Annotated in this window: 15 protein-coding genes; 8 read left to right on the plus strand and 7 right to left on the minus strand. The window is 65.8% G+C overall.

Annotation, left to right across the window (positions count from 1 at the left end; translation table 11 throughout):
• Nucleotides 1–117 precede the first annotated feature (117 nt).
• The 8 genes from AB7245_RS01695 to AB7245_RS01730 all read left to right on the plus strand — a co-directional run bounded on the left by AB7245_RS01695 (nt 118) and on the right by AB7245_RS01730 (nt 9,038).
• Entirely contained in the window at nt 118–957 is an 840-nt protein-coding gene (locus tag AB7245_RS01695) for an SDR family oxidoreductase (RefSeq protein WP_063980354.1), read from the plus strand.
• A gap of 105 nt (nt 958–1,062) precedes the next feature.
• Entirely contained in the window at nt 1,063–1,710 is a 648-nt protein-coding gene (locus AB7245_RS01700) for an invasion associated locus B family protein (protein WP_063980355.1), read from the plus strand.
• Nucleotides 1,711–1,927: 217 nt separating this feature from the next.
• Entirely contained in the window at nt 1,928–3,130 is a 1,203-nt protein-coding gene (rlmN, locus tag AB7245_RS01705; RefSeq protein ID WP_063980356.1) for a 23S rRNA (adenine(2503)-C(2))-methyltransferase RlmN, read from the plus strand.
• Between the two features lie 169 nt (nt 3,131–3,299).
• On the plus strand, nt 3,300–3,794 hold the full coding sequence (locus AB7245_RS01710) for a hypothetical protein (RefSeq protein WP_063980357.1): 495 nt from the start codon (nt 3,300–3,302) through the stop codon (nt 3,792–3,794).
• 54 nt (nt 3,795–3,848) lie between these two features.
• Nucleotides 3,849–4,625 (plus strand): phosphatase PAP2 family protein, encoded by a 777-nt coding sequence (locus AB7245_RS01715; RefSeq protein ID WP_063980358.1) that lies wholly within the window; start codon nt 3,849–3,851, stop codon nt 4,623–4,625.
• 93 nt (nt 4,626–4,718) lie between these two features.
• Nucleotides 4,719–6,056, plus strand: coding sequence for an argininosuccinate synthase (argG, locus tag AB7245_RS01720; RefSeq protein ID WP_063980359.1), 1,338 nt, complete (start codon nt 4,719–4,721; stop codon nt 6,054–6,056).
• Between the two features lie 163 nt (nt 6,057–6,219).
• Nucleotides 6,220–7,977: an alkaline phosphatase gene (locus tag AB7245_RS01725; RefSeq protein WP_063980360.1), complete on the plus strand. Its 1,758-nt coding sequence runs from the start codon at nt 6,220–6,222 to the stop codon at nt 7,975–7,977.
• Between the two features lie 104 nt (nt 7,978–8,081).
• On the plus strand, nt 8,082–9,038 hold the full coding sequence (locus AB7245_RS01730; RefSeq protein WP_063980361.1) for a homocysteine S-methyltransferase family protein: 957 nt from the start codon (nt 8,082–8,084) through the stop codon (nt 9,036–9,038).
• Between the two features lie 54 nt (nt 9,039–9,092).
• On the opposite strand, the gene AB7245_RS01735 is transcribed toward AB7245_RS01730, so the two are convergent.
• The 7 genes from AB7245_RS01735 to AB7245_RS01765 form a co-directional block, all read right to left on the minus strand.
• Nucleotides 9,093–11,258, minus strand: a complete 2,166-nt coding sequence (locus tag AB7245_RS01735; protein WP_084794918.1) for an OmpA family protein — start codon at nt 11,256–11,258, stop codon at nt 9,093–9,095.
• Nucleotides 11,259–11,444: 186 nt separating this feature from the next.
• Nucleotides 11,445–11,687, minus strand: coding sequence for a hypothetical protein (locus AB7245_RS01740; RefSeq protein WP_063980365.1), 243 nt, complete (start codon nt 11,685–11,687; stop codon nt 11,445–11,447).
• Nucleotides 11,688–11,770: 83 nt separating this feature from the next.
• Nucleotides 11,771–12,157, minus strand: a complete 387-nt coding sequence (locus AB7245_RS01745; RefSeq protein ID WP_028158603.1) for a VOC family protein — start codon at nt 12,155–12,157, stop codon at nt 11,771–11,773.
• Between the two features lie 22 nt (nt 12,158–12,179).
• The gene (locus AB7245_RS01750; RefSeq protein WP_063985985.1) at nt 12,180–13,004 is read right to left on the minus strand and encodes an FkbM family methyltransferase; all 825 of its coding nucleotides are present in this window, start codon (nt 13,002–13,004) and stop codon (nt 12,180–12,182) included.
• A gap of 165 nt (nt 13,005–13,169) precedes the next feature.
• Nucleotides 13,170–15,128, minus strand: a complete 1,959-nt coding sequence (locus AB7245_RS01755; RefSeq protein WP_063980366.1) for an ABC transporter ATP-binding protein/permease — start codon at nt 15,126–15,128, stop codon at nt 13,170–13,172.
• A gap of 52 nt (nt 15,129–15,180) precedes the next feature.
• Nucleotides 15,181–17,337: a hybrid sensor histidine kinase/response regulator gene (locus AB7245_RS01760; RefSeq protein ID WP_063980367.1), complete on the minus strand. Its 2,157-nt coding sequence runs from the start codon at nt 17,335–17,337 to the stop codon at nt 15,181–15,183.
• Between the two features lie 165 nt (nt 17,338–17,502).
• Complete coding sequence (locus AB7245_RS01765) at nt 17,503–18,285, minus strand: succinate dehydrogenase iron-sulfur subunit (RefSeq protein ID WP_028151918.1); 783 nt, start codon at nt 18,283–18,285, stop codon at nt 17,503–17,505.
• Nucleotides 18,286–18,295: the final 10 nt, after the last annotated feature.

Consider the following 18,295-nt stretch of genomic DNA (forward strand, 5'->3'; position numbering starts at 1 on the left):
ATCCTCGCGTCATTGCGAGCGCAGCGACGCAATCCAGAATCCGTCCTGCGGAAATAGTCTGGATTGCTTCGCTGCGCTCGCAATGACGAAGTAAGAAGAAAAAGAAGGATTCAAACGATGTTTGAAACGGGTCTGCTCAGGGATAAGCGCATCCTCGTCACCGGCGGCGGCTCCGGCCTTGGCGCCGCGATGGGACGTCGCTTTCTCGCGCTTGGCGCCGAGCTCGTGATCTGCGGCCGCAAGCTCGACCGGCTGGAAGCGACGGCGAGCGAGATGCGCGCGCAGACCGGCGGCAAGGTCACCACGATCGCCTGCGATGTCCGTGACGGTGGCGCCGTCGAGAGCATGATGGACGCGATCTGGCGCGAGGCGCCACTCGATATTCTCGTCAACAACGCTGCCGCAACCTTCATCGCGCAGAGCGAGCATCTGTCGTTTCGCGCCGCGGACGCGATCCTCGCGCCGACGCTGCATGGCGCGATGTATTGCACGCTCGCCGCCGGCAAGCGCTGGATCGACGGCAAGCATGGCGGTGTCGTGCTCTCGATCCTCTCGACCTCGACCATCACCGGCCGCGCCTTCACGGTTCCCTCGGCGATGGCGAAGTCGGCGGTGCTGGCGATGACCAGGAGTCTCGCGGTCGAGTGGGGCCCGAAGGGCATCCGTACCGTCGCGATCGCCCCGGGCCCGTTCCCGACCGCTGGCGCCTCGGGGCAGCTCCGTCCTGAGGGCCGCGACGAAGGCTGGACCGCCCGGAACCCGATGGGGCGTACCGGCGAGCACAGTGAGCTCGCCGACCTCGCCAGCTTCCTGGTCTCGGACCGTGCCGGTTACATCAATGGCGAGATGGTCGTGATCGACGGTGGCGCGCATTTGCGCAGCTCGGGCGCCGAGGATTTGTTGCGCTGGACCGACGCGCAATGGGCCGAGCAGCGGGCTGCGCGATCCAAAGGCTAAGCCGCTAACTGCCTTCCCAAATTGGACTTTCCCGGTTATCCCTGCCGGGGGACAAAGCGCGGCCGGGCCATCTTCCAGTCACAATATTGAGGGAACCACTCCAGCATGTGGCGGGTGCTGATTTTAGCCTTGATGACGGGCGTTATGGCCGTGGGAATCACCGATTCCGCGCGGGCGCAGACGGCGCAACCGGCGCCCAAAGCCGCGCCAAAGGCGGCTGCACCGGCGGCCAATCCGGCTGCAAAGACAGTAGCAAAGCCCGAGAGCAAGCCGGTGGCTCCAGCCACCGCAGTTGCGGGCGGCGCGGAGCCGACCCTGATCGGCCAGTTCGGCACCTGGGGCGCCTATTCGGCCACACCGAACGGCAAGAAGGTCTGCTTCGCGCTGGCCAAGCCGTCGTCGTCGAAGACCAACCCGCCGAACCGCCCGCGCGATCCCGCCTATGCCTTCGTTTCGACCCGGCCGGCGGAAAAGGTGAACAACGAAGTCTCGGTCATGATCGGCTATGCGCTGAAGCCGGGCTCGGAATCCTCGGTCGAGGTCGGCGGCGCCGCTTTCGCGATGTACACGCAGGGCGACGGCCTCTGGATCAAGAACGCGGCCGAGGAAGAGCGGATGGTCGAGGCCATGCGCAAATCCGCCGATCTTGTGGTCAAGGGCGTCTCGGCCAAGGGAACGGAGACAACCGATACCTTCTCGTTGAAGGGCCTCGCCCAGGCGCTGGACCGGATTTCCCAGGATTGCAGGCGGTAAACCAGCCGCGTTAAGGCTGCGGTCGGTATCACGGTCGCAATCGGCGGTTCCGGTTGCTATATTGGGGTATCCCAAAGGTGCAGCCGACATGGCCGGGCTAAAGCGCGAAGCGCGTCTTCGCACCAGATGTCCCGGCCATCCACGCGCTAGCAACGGGCGGAATAGAACGTGGATGCCCGGGACAAGCCCGGGCATGACGAGAGATATCAGGCAACCAATGCAACCGACGACCGAGCCGCACAACGCAATACTGGTGGAGAAGACTCCGCTCGAAACCTATGTGCCGCCGGCCAGGCCCTCGCTGATCGGCCTGTCGCGCAGCGAGCTTGCCGACCGCCTCGGCGAGATCGGCGTCGCGCCCGCGCAGCGCAAGATGCGCGTCCAGCAGCTGTGGCACTGGCTCTATTTCCGCGGCGCCCAAAGCTTCGACGATATGACGTCGATCTCGAAGGGCATTCGCGGCGAGCTCGCGCAGCACTTCACCGTCGACCGTCCCGAAGTCGTGGCCGAGCAGATCTCGAACGACGGCACCCGCAAATGGCTGCTGCGGCTGCCGAGCGGCGACAACGTCGAGCGCGCGCATGAAGTCGAGTGCGTCTACATTCCCGAGACCGATCGCGGCACGCTTTGCGTCTCCTCCCAGGTCGGCTGCACGCTGAACTGCTCCTTCTGTCACACCGGCACGCAGCGGCTGGTGCGCAATCTCACCGCCGGCGAGATCGTCGGACAGGTGATGGTCGCACGCGACCGCCTCAATGACTGGGCCGATCGCGAAGACGGCACGCGCCGCGTCACCAACATCGTGATGATGGGCATGGGCGAGCCGCTCTACAATTTCGACGCGGTGCGCGATGCGTTGCTGATCGTCGGCGACAATGAAGGCATCGGCATCTCCCGTCGCCGCATCACGCTGTCGACCTCGGGCGTGGTGCCGAACATCGTGCGCGCGGGCGACGAGATCGGCGTCATGCTCGCGATCTCGCTGCATGCGGTGCGCGACGAGCTGCGCAACGAGCTGGTGCCGCTCAACCGCAAATATCCGATCAAGGAGCTACTGCAGGCCTGCCGCGACTATCCCGGCGCCTCGAACGCACGCCGCATCACCTTCGAATATGTGATGCTCAAGGGCGTCAACGATTCGCTCGACGATGCGAAGCTGCTGGTGAAGCTGCTCAAGGGCATTCACGCCAAGATCAACCTGATCCCTTTCAATCCCTGGCCCGGCACGGCCTATGAATGCTCGGACTGGGACCAGATCGAGAAATTCTCCGAATACATTTTTAATGCCGGCTATTCTTCGCCGGTGCGCACCCCGCGCGGCCGCGACATCCTCGCCGCCTGCGGCCAGCTCAAGTCGGAGACCGAGAAGCTCTCGGCCCGCGAACGTCAGGCGCTCCGCGCCATGGCGATGACGGATTGATAGTTCATGCCTTCGCTCTCGCATCCTCGTCATTGCGAGCGCAGCGAAGCAATCCAGAATCTTTCCGTTGAGACAGTCTGGATTGCTTCGTCGTGGAGCCTGTCATCCGGCCCGCCGAAGGCGGGACCGGGTGGCTCCTCGCAATGACGGCGGAATTGGCATTTCTGTCATGTCCCTGATCGGCCGCCTCATCGTCATCTTCATCGGCTTCCTCGCCGCCTGCTTCGTCGGCGGCATGATCGTCGTCGTCGCGCTGTTGTTTCCGGAGTTTGCCGATCTCGGCGCCGGTCCGGTCGACCAGGGCGCGATCGACATTCTGCTCGGCTTCGGCTTCATCTTCGTCTCGGGCTTTGCGCTGGTTCCGGCGGCGGTGATCGTCGCGATCACCGAAGCGCTCTATATCCGCAGCGCGCTCGCTTATGCCGTGGGTGGCGGCGTAGTTGGCCTAGCCTGCTATCTCGGCCTCATCCCCTTCCACTCCGATACACTCCAGTTCGAAGGCATCGTGCGGCGGCATCTGGAGATCATGACAGGCGCGGGCATCGTCTCCGGCGTGGTCTACTGGCTGATTGCCGGCCGCAATGCCGGCGCCTGGCGCAATCCGCCGCCCCCGCACAAGCCGCCTCCGCCGCTGCCGTCGAATTCGCGGCCGGATGCGCGATGAGTCGCGCCGCTTCCGGGGTTTTCATCTCCTCCCCACTCCGCTAAACCGCGCGCCATGAACCGGACTGGACTCTTCATCGCCCTGGCGCTGTGGCTTGTGATCGGCGTCGTTTTCGGCCTCTATCCCGAGCTCGATCTCAAGCTCGCCGCGCTGTTCTTCGACCCCGAGACGAAGACGTTTCCGCTCAAGCTGAATGAGTGGGCGGGCGTCGCGCGCGACGCCGCCATGTGGGTCGCCTGGGCATTCGTGCTGCCGCCGCTGGTCGCGCTTGTGGTCAAGATGATCCGACCCGACCGGCCGCTGATGGTATCGGGGCGCGCGATCGTATTCCTGCTGGTCACCATCATCATGTCGGCAGGCATCCTCACCAATCTCACCTTCAAGACCTATTGGGGACGGCCGCGTCCGGTGGTGGTGACTGAGTTTGCCGGCGACCAGCAATTCGTGCCGTGGTGGGATCCGCGCGGCGATTGCGCGCGCAACTGCTCGTTCTTCTCGGGCGAGGGCGCGACCGCGTTCTGGACGCTGGCGCCGGCTGCGCTGGCGCCGCCGGCATGGCGGCCGCTCGCCTATGCCGGTGCGGTTATGTTCGGCATGGTCACCAGCGGGCTGCGGATGGCCTTCGGCGGCCACTTCTTCACGGACGTCTCGATCGCCGGCCTCGTCACCTTCGTCGTGATCTGGTTCGCCTACGCGCTGATTTACCGCTGGCCGCGGACCCGGTTCTCGGACGAGGCGGTCGATGCCGCCCTGACCCGGCTGAACATGCCCGCCTACCGGCTCCGCCAGCGCCTGTTCGGCCGCAAGACAGGCCCCGAGCCGTCGATTTGAGCCATTAAATGCGTGCCGAGGCGCGCGAAATTTGATATTCGCGCGGTCAACCCACGAACGCCATCCGCCCCTTGAGACCCGATTGGAAGCCCCATGACCACGATCCTGAAAAGCCTGCCCAAGGGTGAGAAAGTCGGCATCGCTTTTTCGGGCGGTCTCGATACCAGCGCGGCGCTGCTCTGGATGAAGCAGAAGGGCGCGCGCTGCTACGCCTACACGGCCAATCTCGGCCAGCCCGATGAAGCCGACTACAACGAGATCCCGCGCAAGGCCGAGGCGTTCGGCGCCGAGAAGGCGGTGCTCGTCGATTGCCGCACGCAGCTCGTCCACGAGGGCATCGCCGCGATCCAGTCGGGCGCCTTCCACATCTCGACCGGCGGCATCACCTATTTCAACACTACGCCGCTCGGGCGCGCCGTCACCGGCACGATGCTGGTCGCGGCGATGAAGGAAGACGGCGTCAACATCTGGGGCGACGGCTCGACCTTCAAGGGCAACGACATCGAGCGTTTCTATCGCTACGGCCTGCTGACCAATCCATCCTTGCGCATCTACAAGCCCTGGCTCGACCAGCAGTTCATCGACGAGCTCGGCGGCCGCGCCGAAATGTCGGCGTTCATGACCGCGCAGGGCTTTGCCTACAAGATGAGCGCGGAGAAGGCGTACTCGACCGACAGCAACCTGCTCGGCGCCACGCACGAAGCGAAGGATCTCGAAAGCCTCGACAGCGGCATCAAGATCGTCAACCCCATCATGGGCGTGCCGTTCTGGCGTGACGACTGCAACGTCAAGGCCGAGAAGGTCGTGGTGCGTTTCGAGGAAGGCCAGCCCACGGCGCTGAACGGCCAGACCTTCAGCGACCCCGTCGCGTTGTTCCTCGAAGCCAATGCGATCGGCGGCCGCCACGGACTCGGCATGAGCGACCAGATCGAGAACCGCATCATCGAGGCGAAGAGCCGCGGCATCTACGAGGCGCCCGGCATGGCGCTGCTGCACATCGCCTATGAGCGCCTCGTCACCGGCATCCACAACGAGGACACCATCGAGCAGTACCGCATCAGCGGCATGCGCTTGGGACGCCTGCTGTATCAGGGTCGCTGGTTCGATTCGCAGGCCCTGATGCTGCGCGAGACCGCGCAGCGCTGGGTCGCACGCGCCGTCACCGGCGAGGTGACGCTGGAGCTGCGCCGCGGCAACGACTATTCGATCCTCAACACCGAGAGCCCGAACCTCACTTATGCGCCGGAACGGCTCAGCATGGAGAAGGTCGAAGACGCCGCATTCACGCCGGCCGATCGCATCGGCCAGCTCACCATGCGCAACCTCGACATCGCTGACACGCGCACCAAGCTGAAGCTCTACACGGATACCGGCCTGCTGTCGGGCAGCGAAGGCTCGCAGATCTTCAAGCTCGAGAGCGACAAGGGTTGATCTTGTAGCCCGGATGGAGCGAAGCGAAATCCGGGGCCTCTCGTCCAGCCGCTAGATTCCCGGATTGCGCTTCGCTCCATCCGGGCTACGCGCTTAATGACGATGTCATGCGCGACCGCTAGGGTTCCGCTCCTGTTGTGAACGGGATTGCGGAGCATCGAGCATGGTCAAGGGATCGGCACTCGCCTCACTCATCGTCCTCTGTTGGACAACGTCGCTGTCGGCGCAGACGATCTATCCGATCGATCGTGCCGAGATCCTGGCTGGCGCCCGGTTCGACTTCAAGGTCGAGTTTCCCGGGCCGGTCGATCCGGCCAGGCTGAAGGTGACCGTGAACGGCGCGGACTATGCTGCCGCGTTCGGACGTAGCGGGACCTTCATCGATCGCGAGGACGGCAAGGACCAGTCGGCGCTGATTTTGCGCGACGTCACGCTGGCCAAGCCCGGCACCGTCACGGTGGATGTCAGCGATGGCACGCAGCAGCGCAGCATCGCATGGACGGTTTACGACACCGGTCCGCGCAAGGCGAAGAACGTCATCCTGTTTATCGGCGACGGCATGTCGCCAGCGCATCGGGTCGCAGCGCGAATCCTGTCCAAGGGGATTGCGGAAGGCAAGAGCCGCGGCAAGCTCGCAATCGACGACATGCCCCATATGGCGCTGGTGGCGACCGCGGGCTCGGACTCGATCATCACGGACTCCGCGAACTCGGCCAGCGCCTATGCGACCGGCCACAAGAGCGCCGTCAACGCCCTGGGCGTCTATGCGGACCGCACCGCAAGTCCGTTCGACGATCCCCGCGTCGAAACCATCACGAGTCTTGCCAGGCGGAGGCACGGCATGGCGATCGGTGTCGTCACCAACACCGAGATCGAAGACGCAACACCGGCCGCGATGGTCGCGCACACCCGCCGGCGCGCCGCCTATGACGAGATCGTCGAGCAGTTCTTCGCGGCGAAGCCGGATGTGCTGATGGGCGGCGGCAGCGCGAATTTTCTGCCGAAATCCGCGGCCGGCTCCAAACGCAAGGACGAAGCCGACTACATCGCGAAATTTCGCGAAGCAGGCTATCAGGTCGCGACGACCGCGAGCGAGCTCGGCGCTTCTGCCGCAAAGCCGGAGACAAGCAAGCTGCTCGGCCTGTTCGCGACCGGCAACATGGATGGCGTGCTCGACCGCAAATTCCTCAAGGGCGGCGGCGTGAAGAAATTTCCCGAGCAACCTGATTTGACCGAGCAGGTGCGGGCGGCGCTGAACATGCTCTCGAAGAACGAGACCGGCTTCTTCCTGATGGTCGAATCCGGACTGATCGACAAATATGCGCATGTCCTCGACATGGAGCGCGCCGTCTACGATACGATCATGCTCGACAACGCAGTGCGCCAGACGCGCGAATGGGCACGGGCGCGCGGCGACGACACCCTCATCCTGGTGCTGGCGGACCACAATCATCCCAACAGCCTTGTCGGCACAGTGAATGACGACATGGGCACCACGCCCAACGTGCCGCTGCGCGAGCGTGTCGGCGTCTACGAGCAGGCTGGATTTCCCAATTATCCGGCGCCGGATGCCGAGGGCTATCCGTCACGCGTCGATGTGAGCCGCCGGCTCGCCATCTTCTCGGCCAGCCTGCCGGATCACTACGAGACGTTCCGCCCGAAGCTCGACAATCCCAACGAGCCGACCGTCAAGGCCGGTGACGACGGGACCTTCAAGGCCAACGACAAATACAAGGACGTCCCCGGCGCGGTGCTGCGCCCGGGCAATCTGTCGGCGATGATCGGCGCCAGCGTGCATTCGGGCGAGGACGTCATCCTGACGGCGACCGGGCCGGGCAGCGAGCGCGTGCACGGCTCGATGGACAACACCGAGGTGTTTCGCGTGATGGTCGATGCGCTTGGGCTCGCCGCAGGGCAGTAGGAGCAGTCGCGTACCGCGCGACATTATGCGGCACCATCTCGCATGAGACCGGAAGGAGGTTGAAACGACCGAATGAGTGGGGCCTCGCAGCGACGGAGCGACCAATGGCGAAGTACAGAGACAATCTGCCTCAGCGCCGCGGCGGTATCTTCCTGACCGACGGCGGCATGGAGACGACCCTGATCTTTCACAAAGGTCTGGAGCTTCCTCACTTTGCTGCCTTCGTGTTGCTCGAGAGCGAGGCCGGCCGCTCGCATCTGAGGCAGTATTACGAGGCCTATCTTGCGATCGCGCGTCAGCATGGGCTCGGCTTCGTGCTCGACAGTCCGACCTGGCGCGCCAATCCTGATTGGGGTGTCAAGCTCGGCTACGATATGGACGCGCTCACGGCGATCAACGTGCGGGCAATTCTTTTTCTCGAGGAATTGCGCGGCACATGGGAGACCTCCGGCCTGCCCTGTGTGATCAACGGTGCGATCGGTCCGCGGGGCGACGGCTACAAGGCCGGCAACATGGATGCGACGGAGGCGATGGACTATCATTCGTCCCAGATCGCCTCCTTCGCCGAGGCCGGCGCCGACATGGTGACCGCGTTCACGCTGAACAGCGTCAATGAAGCCATCGGCGTGGTGCGTGCTGCAAAGATGCACGCGATCCCGGTTGCCATCTCCTTCACGGTCGAAACTGACGGTTGCCTGGTCAGGGGAGAGACCCTGCGGGAGGCGATCGAAGTCGTCGATCGTGCAACGGAAAGCGCCTGCGAATATTTCCTGATCAACTGCGCTCATCCGACCCACTTCGAGAGTGCCCTCCAAGCCGGCGAGCCATGGGTCGAACGCATTCATGGCGTCAGGGCCAATGCGTCGGCCAAGAGCCATGCCGAGCTCGATGAGTCCGAGGTGCTCGACAGCGGCGATCCCGCCGATCTCGGCCGCCGTTATGTGGCGCTCAGGCGGGCATTCCCGCGCATGCAACTGCTCGGCGGCTGCTGCGGTACCGATCACAGGCATGCCGCAGCCATCTGCGCTGCCTGCGTGCCGCTTCAGGCAGCGGGCGCCTGATCCAAACAAAAATGGCCGGGATTGCTCCCGGCCATTTTGCATTTGTGCTTCGCCTCAGCGCGGCGGCGCGGTGCCGGGCGGGGGCGGCGGCAGCGAGGCCTGGCCACCGTTGAGCAGCGGCGTGATGTTGCGGACGGTGACGCGCCGGTTGATCAGGCTCGGTCCTTGCGTCTGCTCCTTCAGATACTGCTCGCCATAGCCCTGCGAGGTCAGGTTCTCGGCGGGCACCCCGAACTGCTGGGTCAGCAATTCGGCCGCGGACTGCGCACGGCGATCCGACAATGACAGATTGTCGACCTCGTTGCCGACCGCGTCGGTGTGTCCCTCGATCAGGAACACCGCACGCGGGTTGCGCTGGATCGCACGGTTGAGACCGTCGGCGATCCCCTGCAGCCGGGCCGCCTGGTCCGGCGGGATGGTCCACGAGCCCGTCTCGAAGGTGATCGTGTTGACGTCGATGCTCGGCATCTGCATGCGAACATTGGGGCTGTAGCGGATCTCGTCGAGCGTGTAACGCCGATCGATCCGCTGTACCGGCGGTGCCTCCATGGTCTGGTAGATCACGTCCGGCGATGCTTCCTCGGCGTCGACGATGTAGCGATCGTAGGGAATGTTCACGACCGGCGGCGGCGCATCGACATAGAAGCCGCCGACCGACCGCGGATCGCGGTAGCTGTTGTCGATGATGATGATCTCGCGCCCGCCGGGGTCCCTGCGGATTCGCCGCAGCAACGAACCGTCGGGACCGACCACGGTGATGACCTCGCTGCCATCAGGACGGATCACGACCGTGCGGGTCTCGCCGCCGACGGTGTCGGTGCGGATGTCGCGGGCGCCATAGCGGAAGCGATAGAGGTCGTTGCCGCGGACGTAGGCCTGTCCGCCCGGATCGCGGATGATGATGCGATCCGGTTCGGTGTAGACGGTGCGGCCGCCTTCGATGGCCTCGCGTCGCTGGTTGTGCAGGTCGGCAATGGTGGCTCCGATCACGGCGCCGGCCACCACGCCCGCACCGATCGCGAGCGGTGTCAGGTCACGCTGCGGCGGGCGCGGCGGAGGTGGCAGCGGTGCGACGACTGTCGGCCTGGCCTGGAAGGCAGGCGTAACCGTCGGCGGAGCGAATTGCGCCCGGTTGGGCGGCGGCGTTGCGGCCGCCGAGCCTGGGACTGTGCTCGGCGCAGCGGCACCGGCGGGCGCCGCGGGCCGCGGCGGGAGGCCGCCGGCCTGGGGCGGCGCAGCCGGAGTTCCGGCTGCGGGCGCGCCCGCGGGAGGCGTTCCGCCCTGTTGACCAGGGGTCGGCGTCGCCGCTGGAGCTGTGCCGGGGGCGGGCGTCGGTCCTGCACCGGGACGGCCCGGCAGCGGCGTCGGAGCGCCACCGGGGGCCGGCGTGGCCGTTGGAGCGGGCGCGGCACCGGGGGCCGGTGTCGGTGATCCTGCAGCCGGAGGCGTGCCGGGACGTCCGCCGGGCGGCGGGGTGCCCGGGCGTCCAGTCGGCGGTGCGCCGGGCGTGGCGCCCGGTGCCGGCGTTGCCGTCGGAGCAGGTGTTGCCGTCGGAGCAGGCGTGGCGGTCGGTGCAGCCGCGCCAGGGCGGGCCGCAGGCGCGGCCGGTGAAGGCGACGGCGTAGCCGCAGGTGCCGGCGCCGGACGTGCGGGTGCTGCTGCGGGCGGCGTTGCTGCTGCCGGCGGAGTCGGAGCGGGACGCGCGGCAGGCGGAGCTGCGGCGGGAGGCGGCGTCGGCGTGTGCTGCTGCGCGGCCGGGGGCGGCGGAGTTGGCGCAGGCGCATGCTGCTGGGGTGCCGCAGCCGGAGGCGGCGACGGCTGCTTGGGAGCTGCCGGCGGTGGGGGTGGCGGCGGAGGCGGAGGTGTCGGACGTGCCGCAGGCGGAGGAGGCGGTGGTGGGGTCGGGCGCGATGGCGCGGCAGCCGGCGGCGGCGGAGCGGGAGGATGCGGAGGTGCAGCTGCGGGCGGCGGCGCCGTGGGGCGCGCAGGAGCTGCAGGCGGTGCCGCGGCAGGAGGAGGTGGTGCGGCAGGACGTGCGCCAGGCGGCGGTCCCTTCGGCGCTTCCTTCGGAGGCTGCTTCGATTTGTCGGTCTCTGGTGGTTGTGTCTGCGCTTGCGCGACCACGAGCGGCGGCGCGCTTTGCGCATGCGATGCGGAGCTTGCGAATTGCATCGCGGTCAGAGCCGTCGTTGCAAGCAGCACGAAACGAAGGTTGGTCATGATGGTGAACTTCCCCGGAAGGTTCTTTGACGAAGTGTCGGGATGAACAGCTACGCGTTAGGCCGGAATGTGGCGGGCGAAGAGGTCGCGGGCCGATTTATTTCTGCACGCAAATCACCTCACTATGGTGACGTTCATTGCGCATTCAGACGCAGGTTGCAATTGCCTCACATGTGATGCTTCGCCTCACATGTGATCGCGCAGCGAACTTGCATCCGTCGCGGGATTCGGCGTGAGCGGTCCGTTCTGTCCGCGCGATGGAATCTCTTCCGGCACGTGGCCCGGCAATTCGTCGGGCCGCGGTGATTCGCCGGGCTCGCGCACGGGCGGCGCGATTTCAGGCTGCGGATTGCCCGGCGGAATTCCAGGCGGCGGCTCGGTGGGCGTGCCGGGCGTCGACGGTGGAATCTCGGGCGGTTCGATCGGCATCACATCATCGAGGTCAGTTGTCTGGAGAATGACAACGATGATGCCGCGCCGATGTTCCTTGTCGTGTCGTGCCTGAACGCGCGCTATTCCGGCGCGTGGCAGACGGCCTCGATGTTGTGTCCGTCAGGGTCGAGCACGAACGCGCCGTAATAGTTCGCATGATAATGCGGGCGGATGCCGGGTGCGCCGTTGTCGCGGCCGCCGGCGGCAATCGCCGCCTTGTAGAAGGCGTCGACCGTGGCGCGATCCTTGGCGAGAATCGCGATATGCACCGGCTTGTTCATCGCGCCTTCCGCACCGAACCAGAGGTCCGGCTTGCCGTTGGCGCCGAAGCCTGCCGCCGCAGCGTGGCCAGTCTGCTCCGCCGTTACCTCCATGATCAGGCTGTAATCGAGTGGTGCCAGCGCCTTGGCGTAGAACGCTTTCGCGCGCTCATAGTCGGAGACCGAAAAACCCAGATGGTCGATCATCGCAAATCTCCCTTGCTCACGGCTAGCGCGACAGGAACGTATTGCTCCGTGTCTTGCGCGCGATCGCAAAGCCGCGCGCGACCATGTCAGCGATACAATCCTGCTGCCATTCGTTTTGTGACAGATGCTCGATCACCACCGCGCGCGGCCACAGCGATTGCGGCGCGTCGCGGAAGAAGCCGATCAGCACGCGGTCCTCGAACCCCTCGACGTCGATCTTGAGCGAATCGACTTGGCCGACGCCGGCCTCGTCCAGAATGCGTGTCAGCCGCAGCGACGGCACCTTGATGGCCTCCGCGCTGGCCGTGCCGGTGACGACGTGCGTGGCGCCGAGATTGCCGCCGCCGCTCTCGATCATGAGCTCGCCGTCGCTGTCACCGGCGGCAGCCTGCACCAGGCGCACCTGCGTCGTCTTCGACGCGGCGTGGTTGAACGAGAGCCGTCCAAACGTCATCGGATGCGGTTCGATCGCGACCACCTTGCCATTGGTGCCGACCTGCTGCGCCATCACCAGGGCAAAGGTGCCGACATTGGCGCCGACGTCGACGAACACGCCGCCTGCCGGGGTGTGTCGGCGCAGGAAGTCGAGCTCGTCGAGATTGTAGTCGGGATTGAACAGCGCGCCGCGCTCGGTCGCGCTGCCCTGGTGATAGAAGCGGAACGAGGCGCCCTGGTACTGCACATCGATCGGCCCGCCGCGTATCAGGTTGACCAGCCGCGACATCCACGGGCGGAACGCACCGCGCTTCAGCCCCGACTGTTGCGCAAGGCGGATGATCGCAGCCTGTGCCGCGTTCGGCGCAAACGCGCCAAACGGCGCGGACGAAGGGGCGTTGTCGGGCGTCAAGCAGGTGGTCCTCGTTGCAGGCGGCGCATGCATAGCCGGTTTTGATGAGGACTCCAATGTTGCGGGAAAAGAATGTAGCCCGGATGGAGCGCAGCGAAATCCGGGGTTCTCGCCGCTCTGATGGACCGTCCCGGATTGCGCTTCGCTCCATCCGGGCTACGGACCTCACGCCGCCTTTTTTGGCGCGGCCTTGCGCTGCCTCAGGAATCGCCCGAGCAGCTTGCGCTTGCCCTTGCGCGGGATCAGGTCGATATCGCTGACGAGCTTGGCGCCGCCCTTGCGGCGTTCCAGCACGATCTTGCGGCTGTGGAAGGCTTCCAGTTCGACGCGATGGGCGACGCTGACGATGGTCGCCTTCGGCAGCTCGTCGGTGACCATCTGCATCATCTTGTCCTGGCTCTTCTCGTCGAGCGCGGAGGTCGCTTCATCGAGCACGACGATGTCGGGATTGTGCAGCAGCAGCCGCGCGAAGGCGAGGCGCTGCTTCTCGCCGCCTGACAACGTCTGATCCCACGGTCCCTCTTCCTCGATCTTCTCCTTGAGGTGGTCGAGGCCGACCTTGTGCAGGGCTTCGCCGATCTCCTCCACGGTCCAGTCGTCCTCGGCGCCGGGATAGGCGACGGCGCGGCGCAGGCTGCCGGACGGCACGTAAGGCCGCTGCGGCAGCATGAACAGGCGCCGGTCGGGATGGAAATTGACGCTGCCGCCGCCCCATGGCCAGAGCCCCGCGATGGCGCGCACCAGCGTGCTCTTGCCGGTGCCGGATTCGCCCGCGACCAGCAGCCGCTCGCCCGGCTCGATCACCACCTCGGTCTCGCCGACCACGGCCGTGCCGTCGTCGAGCGTGACGGAGAGATCCTTCATCTCCAGCATGGCGTCGTTGCTGGTCTCGCCGCGCTTGATGCGGCCGAGGCCGTCGCCCTGCTCGGCGCGCTCGAGGCCGTCGAGCGACATCATCAGCGAGGCGATGCGCCGGGCGCAGGCGTTCCAGTCGGCGAGCCTGGGATAATTGTCGACCAGCCAGCCGAACGCGCTCTGCACGATGGTGAAGGCGGAGGCCGCCTGCATCACCTGTCCGAGCGTCATGCTGCCGTCGAGGAATTTTGGCGCGCAGAGCAGGAGAGGGACCACGGGAGCGACAAGGCTCGAGCCTTGCGAGACCAGCGTTGTGCGCATGTGCTGGCCGGCCAAACGCGCCCACTGCCGCAGCACGTTGGTGAAATTGCGGTCGATGCCGCCGCGCTCCTCCTCCTCGCCGCCGAGCAGCGCGATGCTCTCGCCGTTCTCGCGCACGCGCGTCAGCGTGTAGCGGAAATCCGCCTCGGCCTGGTTCTTGTCCTCGGAGACCTGCACGAAGCGCCGGCCGATCACCAGGATCGAACCGGAGGCGATCGCGGCGTAAAGGATCGCGGCGATGACGAGGAAGCCGGGGATGGTGATGGCGGAGCCGCCGAGCGTGACCGTGAGCGCGCCGCCGATGGTCCAGAGCACGATGATGAAGGTCGCAGCCGACAACAGCGCCGACGTGACGCCGGCGAGGAAATCGACCGGGGAATCGGTCGCCACGCGCAGATCCTCGGCGATCCGGTATTCTGGATTCTTGTGGTCGCCGCCGACCAGGTTGAGCTGATAATAGCGCCCGTTGGCCAGCCAACGCGTCAGCACGCTTGCCGTGAGCCAGGCGCGCCAGCGGCGCTGAATGCCCATGCGCGCGAACACCTGCGCGACGCCGAGCACGATGCTGCCGATCGCGAGCGGGAAGAACACCGCGGTGAGATGGAAGACGGTGGTCGCCTCGCGCTTCTCGATGGCGTCGAAGATCGCGCGATTCCAGACATTGATGCCGTATTGAAAGCCGACGGTGAGGACGATCAGCACGACGAGGCCGATCGAATAGAGCCACGCCAGCCGGTCGCCGTTGCGGCCCCAGAAGCCGCGTGCGCTGATCCAGAAGCGCGTCAGCAGATAGTCCTTGCGAACCTGCTCGGCCTCCTCGGGCGAGAGTGCGGGATCGGGCTCAATAACCTCCGGCGGCGGCGGCGTGACCTCGTCGCCGTTCTCGCCCTTGATCTCGACAATGGGGGGCTTCCTGCCCTGTTCGCGCTTTGCGGCCGGCTTGTGCATGAGCGGATAACGCGAACCAAATCAATCGGTTCCCGTTGGTTCCGTGCCGCCCTCACTCGGCGGCGCCGTCGCGGACCGGCCGGAGCCTCGCGGCCCGATGGAGAACCCGCGACAATTCCTCGATCGAATAGGGCTTTTGCACGAGATCGAAGCCGGCGGCGCCATCTTGTGACAGGGCCTGACTGTAGCCCGTGGTCAGCACGATCGGCACGCGGATGCCGCGCTCGCGGATCGCTTGCGCCAGATCGAGCCCGGTCATCCCGGGCATCACCACGTCGGAGAACACGACGTCGAAGCGATCTGTGTCCACGGTGAGCTCGGCAAGTGCGTCGGTGGCGTTGTCCACCAAAGTGATGCTGTAACCGAGCTCGGTGAGACCGTCGGCAGCGAAATTGGCGAGCTCGATATTGTCCTCGACCAACAGCACCGACATGCCGCTGCCGGCCACCGCCGGCGCGGTGTTGGGCGCCTGCCGCTGCGGCAGCAGGTCCGCCGGCACGCGCGGCAGATAGAGTGAGAAGGTGCTGCCCTGGCCGACCTCGCTCTCGACGGTCACCTCGCCGCCGGATTGGCGGGCGAAGCCGAACACCTGCGACAGGCCGAGACCGGTGCCCTGGCCGACCTGCTTGGTGGTGAAGAACGGCTCGAAGATGCGGCCCAATCGTGCGGCGGGAATGCCGATGCCGGTGTCGCTGACGGCGACACTGACGAAGCCATCGTTGCCTGCAAGATCATGGCTGCCCGAGACGTGCACCAATGTATCGGGTACGGTCGCCGCCGCCTGCACGGCGAAGGTGATCCTGCCTTTGCCCTGCATGGCGTCGCGCGCATTGGTCGCCATGTTGATCAGAGCCGTCTCGAACTGGCCGGCATCGGCCTTGACGAGGCAGGACTCGGTCGGCAGCCGGATTCCGATCTCGATCGCCGGCCCGAGCAGCGTGGCGAGCATGTCGTGCAGCGACTGCATCCGCTCCCCGACGTCGAACACTTCCGGTTTCAGGGTCTGGCGCCGCGCGAACGCCAGCAGCTGCGAGGTCAGCTTGGCGGCGCGCGCGACCGCGTCCGCAATGGCATTGATGTAGCGCTGCCGCCGCTCCTCGCTCAGCTGCGGCCGGTTCAACAAGTCGACCGAGGCACGAATCACGGTGAGGAGATTGTTGAAGTCGTGCGCGACACCACCGGTGAGCTGGCCGAGCGCTTCCAGCCGCTGGCTGTGCTTGAGCGCCTCCTCGGCCTCGCGTCGCGCCGTGGCCTCGGCGTGGAGATGCTGGGTGCGCCGGAACGCGAGCGCAAGCAGCAGAAACAGCAGCGCCGTGGCGGGAATGCCGAACACCAGATGCTGGCCCATGGTGGCGAGCCAGCGCGCGCGGATCGCCGAGGTCTCGAGCCCGGCGCTGACATAGATCGGATATTCGGCGACGCGCCTGTAGCCGACGCGCCGCTCGATTCCGTCCGAGGGCCAGGCGATGGTGATGAGGCCGTGCTCGGGGTGAGCGGCGATCTGCTGCCCGACCGGTCCGGTCGGATCGAGCCGGAAGTCGCGGTCGAGCCGGGGAAAATGAGTGAGCACCACGCCGTCCGTGCGTCCCATGGCGAAGAAGCTGCCGGGATCGGAGCCGATCCTGGCATAAAAGCTCTCGAAATATTCCGGCAGGACGGAGGCCTGGATGACGCCGATGAAGCTGCCATCGTCGGTTTCGCGGCGCCGGCTCATGCCGAAGAAGCGTGCCCCCTGATAGGGCGGACGCGGCGTCAGGGCTGCGCCGACGAACGTGCCAATGTTCTGGTCGACATGGGCGTAGAAGTAATCGCGGTCCGCAAAACTCAGATCCTGCGGTGGCGAGGCGAGGCTGTTGACCAGCGATTTCCCGTTCGAGTCGAAGATCCAGGCCGATTTGAGCTGCGGCAGCGCATCGGTCAGCCGTTTCAGGCGGCGATGCAGCGCCGGTTCGCGCGAGCGGATGACCTCGTCGGGAAGGCCGCGCACGACTTCGTTGAGTTCGGCCAAGCTGCGGTCGATGGTCTCGAACACCTTGAGCGCGTGCTCATGGGCGACATCGAGCGTGCGCTCGATCTCGCGGTCGGCGATGTCCTTCGTCGATGTGTAGGAGATCGTGGAGGTGAAGACGAACAGTGCAATCGGCAGCGCCAGGGATGCCGCCATCATCCACTGCAACAGTCTCAGCGAGTTGCGTTGCGCACCCTGCACAGTCGCTCCGGTCCCTGACCGGAGAGCTTACTTGAAATTCCCGCTGGGAAGGAAGTGGCCTGTCGATGGAACCGGAGGTTGTAATCCGGACGTTCGCGCGTGGTGCGGGCTATGGCGTAGAATGCCCCGGCCGTCGCGGCCGGGGAGCCGTAGCATGAATGAGGCCTAGATCTGGCGCTCGACCATCTTGAGCTTGAGCTCGGCGATGGCTTCCGCCGGATTCAGGCCCTTCGGGCAGGCCTTGGCGCAGTTCATGATGGTATGGCAGCGGTAGAGGCGGAACGGGTCCTCGAGATTGTCGAGCCGCTCGCCGGTCGCCTCGTCGCGGGAGTCGGAGACCCAGCGGTTGGCCTGGAGCAGGGCGGCCGGGCCGAGATAGCGATCGCTGTTCCACCAATAGCTCGGGCACGAGGTCGAGCAGCAGGCGCAGAGGATGCACTCGTAGAGGCCGTCGAGCTTCTCGCGGTCCTCATGGCTCTGGCGCCATTCCTTCTGCGGCGTCGGCGAGGTCGTCTTCAGCCACGGTTCGACCGAGGCGTACTGCGCGTAGAAATTGGTGAGGTCAGGAACGAGGTCCTTCACGACCGGCTGGTGCGGCAGCGGGTTGATCTTGACCGCGCCGTCCTTGACGTCATGCATCGAGCGCGTACAGGCGAGCGTGTTCTGGCCGTCGATGTTCATCGCGCAGGAGCCGCAGACGCCTTCACGGCAGGAGCGGCGGAAGGTCAGCGACGGGTCGATGTTGTTCTTGATCCAGATCAGGCCGTCCAACACCATCGGACCGCAATCATGGGTGTCGACGTAATAAGTGTCGACGCTCGGATTCTTGCCGTCGTCCGGATTCCAGCGATAAACGCGGAATTCGCGAACGTCTGTCGCGCCCGCCGGCTTCGGCCAGGTCTTGCCGCCGGTGATCTTGGAGTTCTTCGGAAGTGCGAATTCAACCATTTCGATTAAG

The sequence above is a fragment of the Bradyrhizobium sp. 604_D8_N2_3 genome, assembly GCF_051810765.1.
GTDB classification, from domain to species: domain Bacteria; phylum Pseudomonadota; class Alphaproteobacteria; order Rhizobiales; family Xanthobacteraceae; genus Bradyrhizobium; species Bradyrhizobium barranii.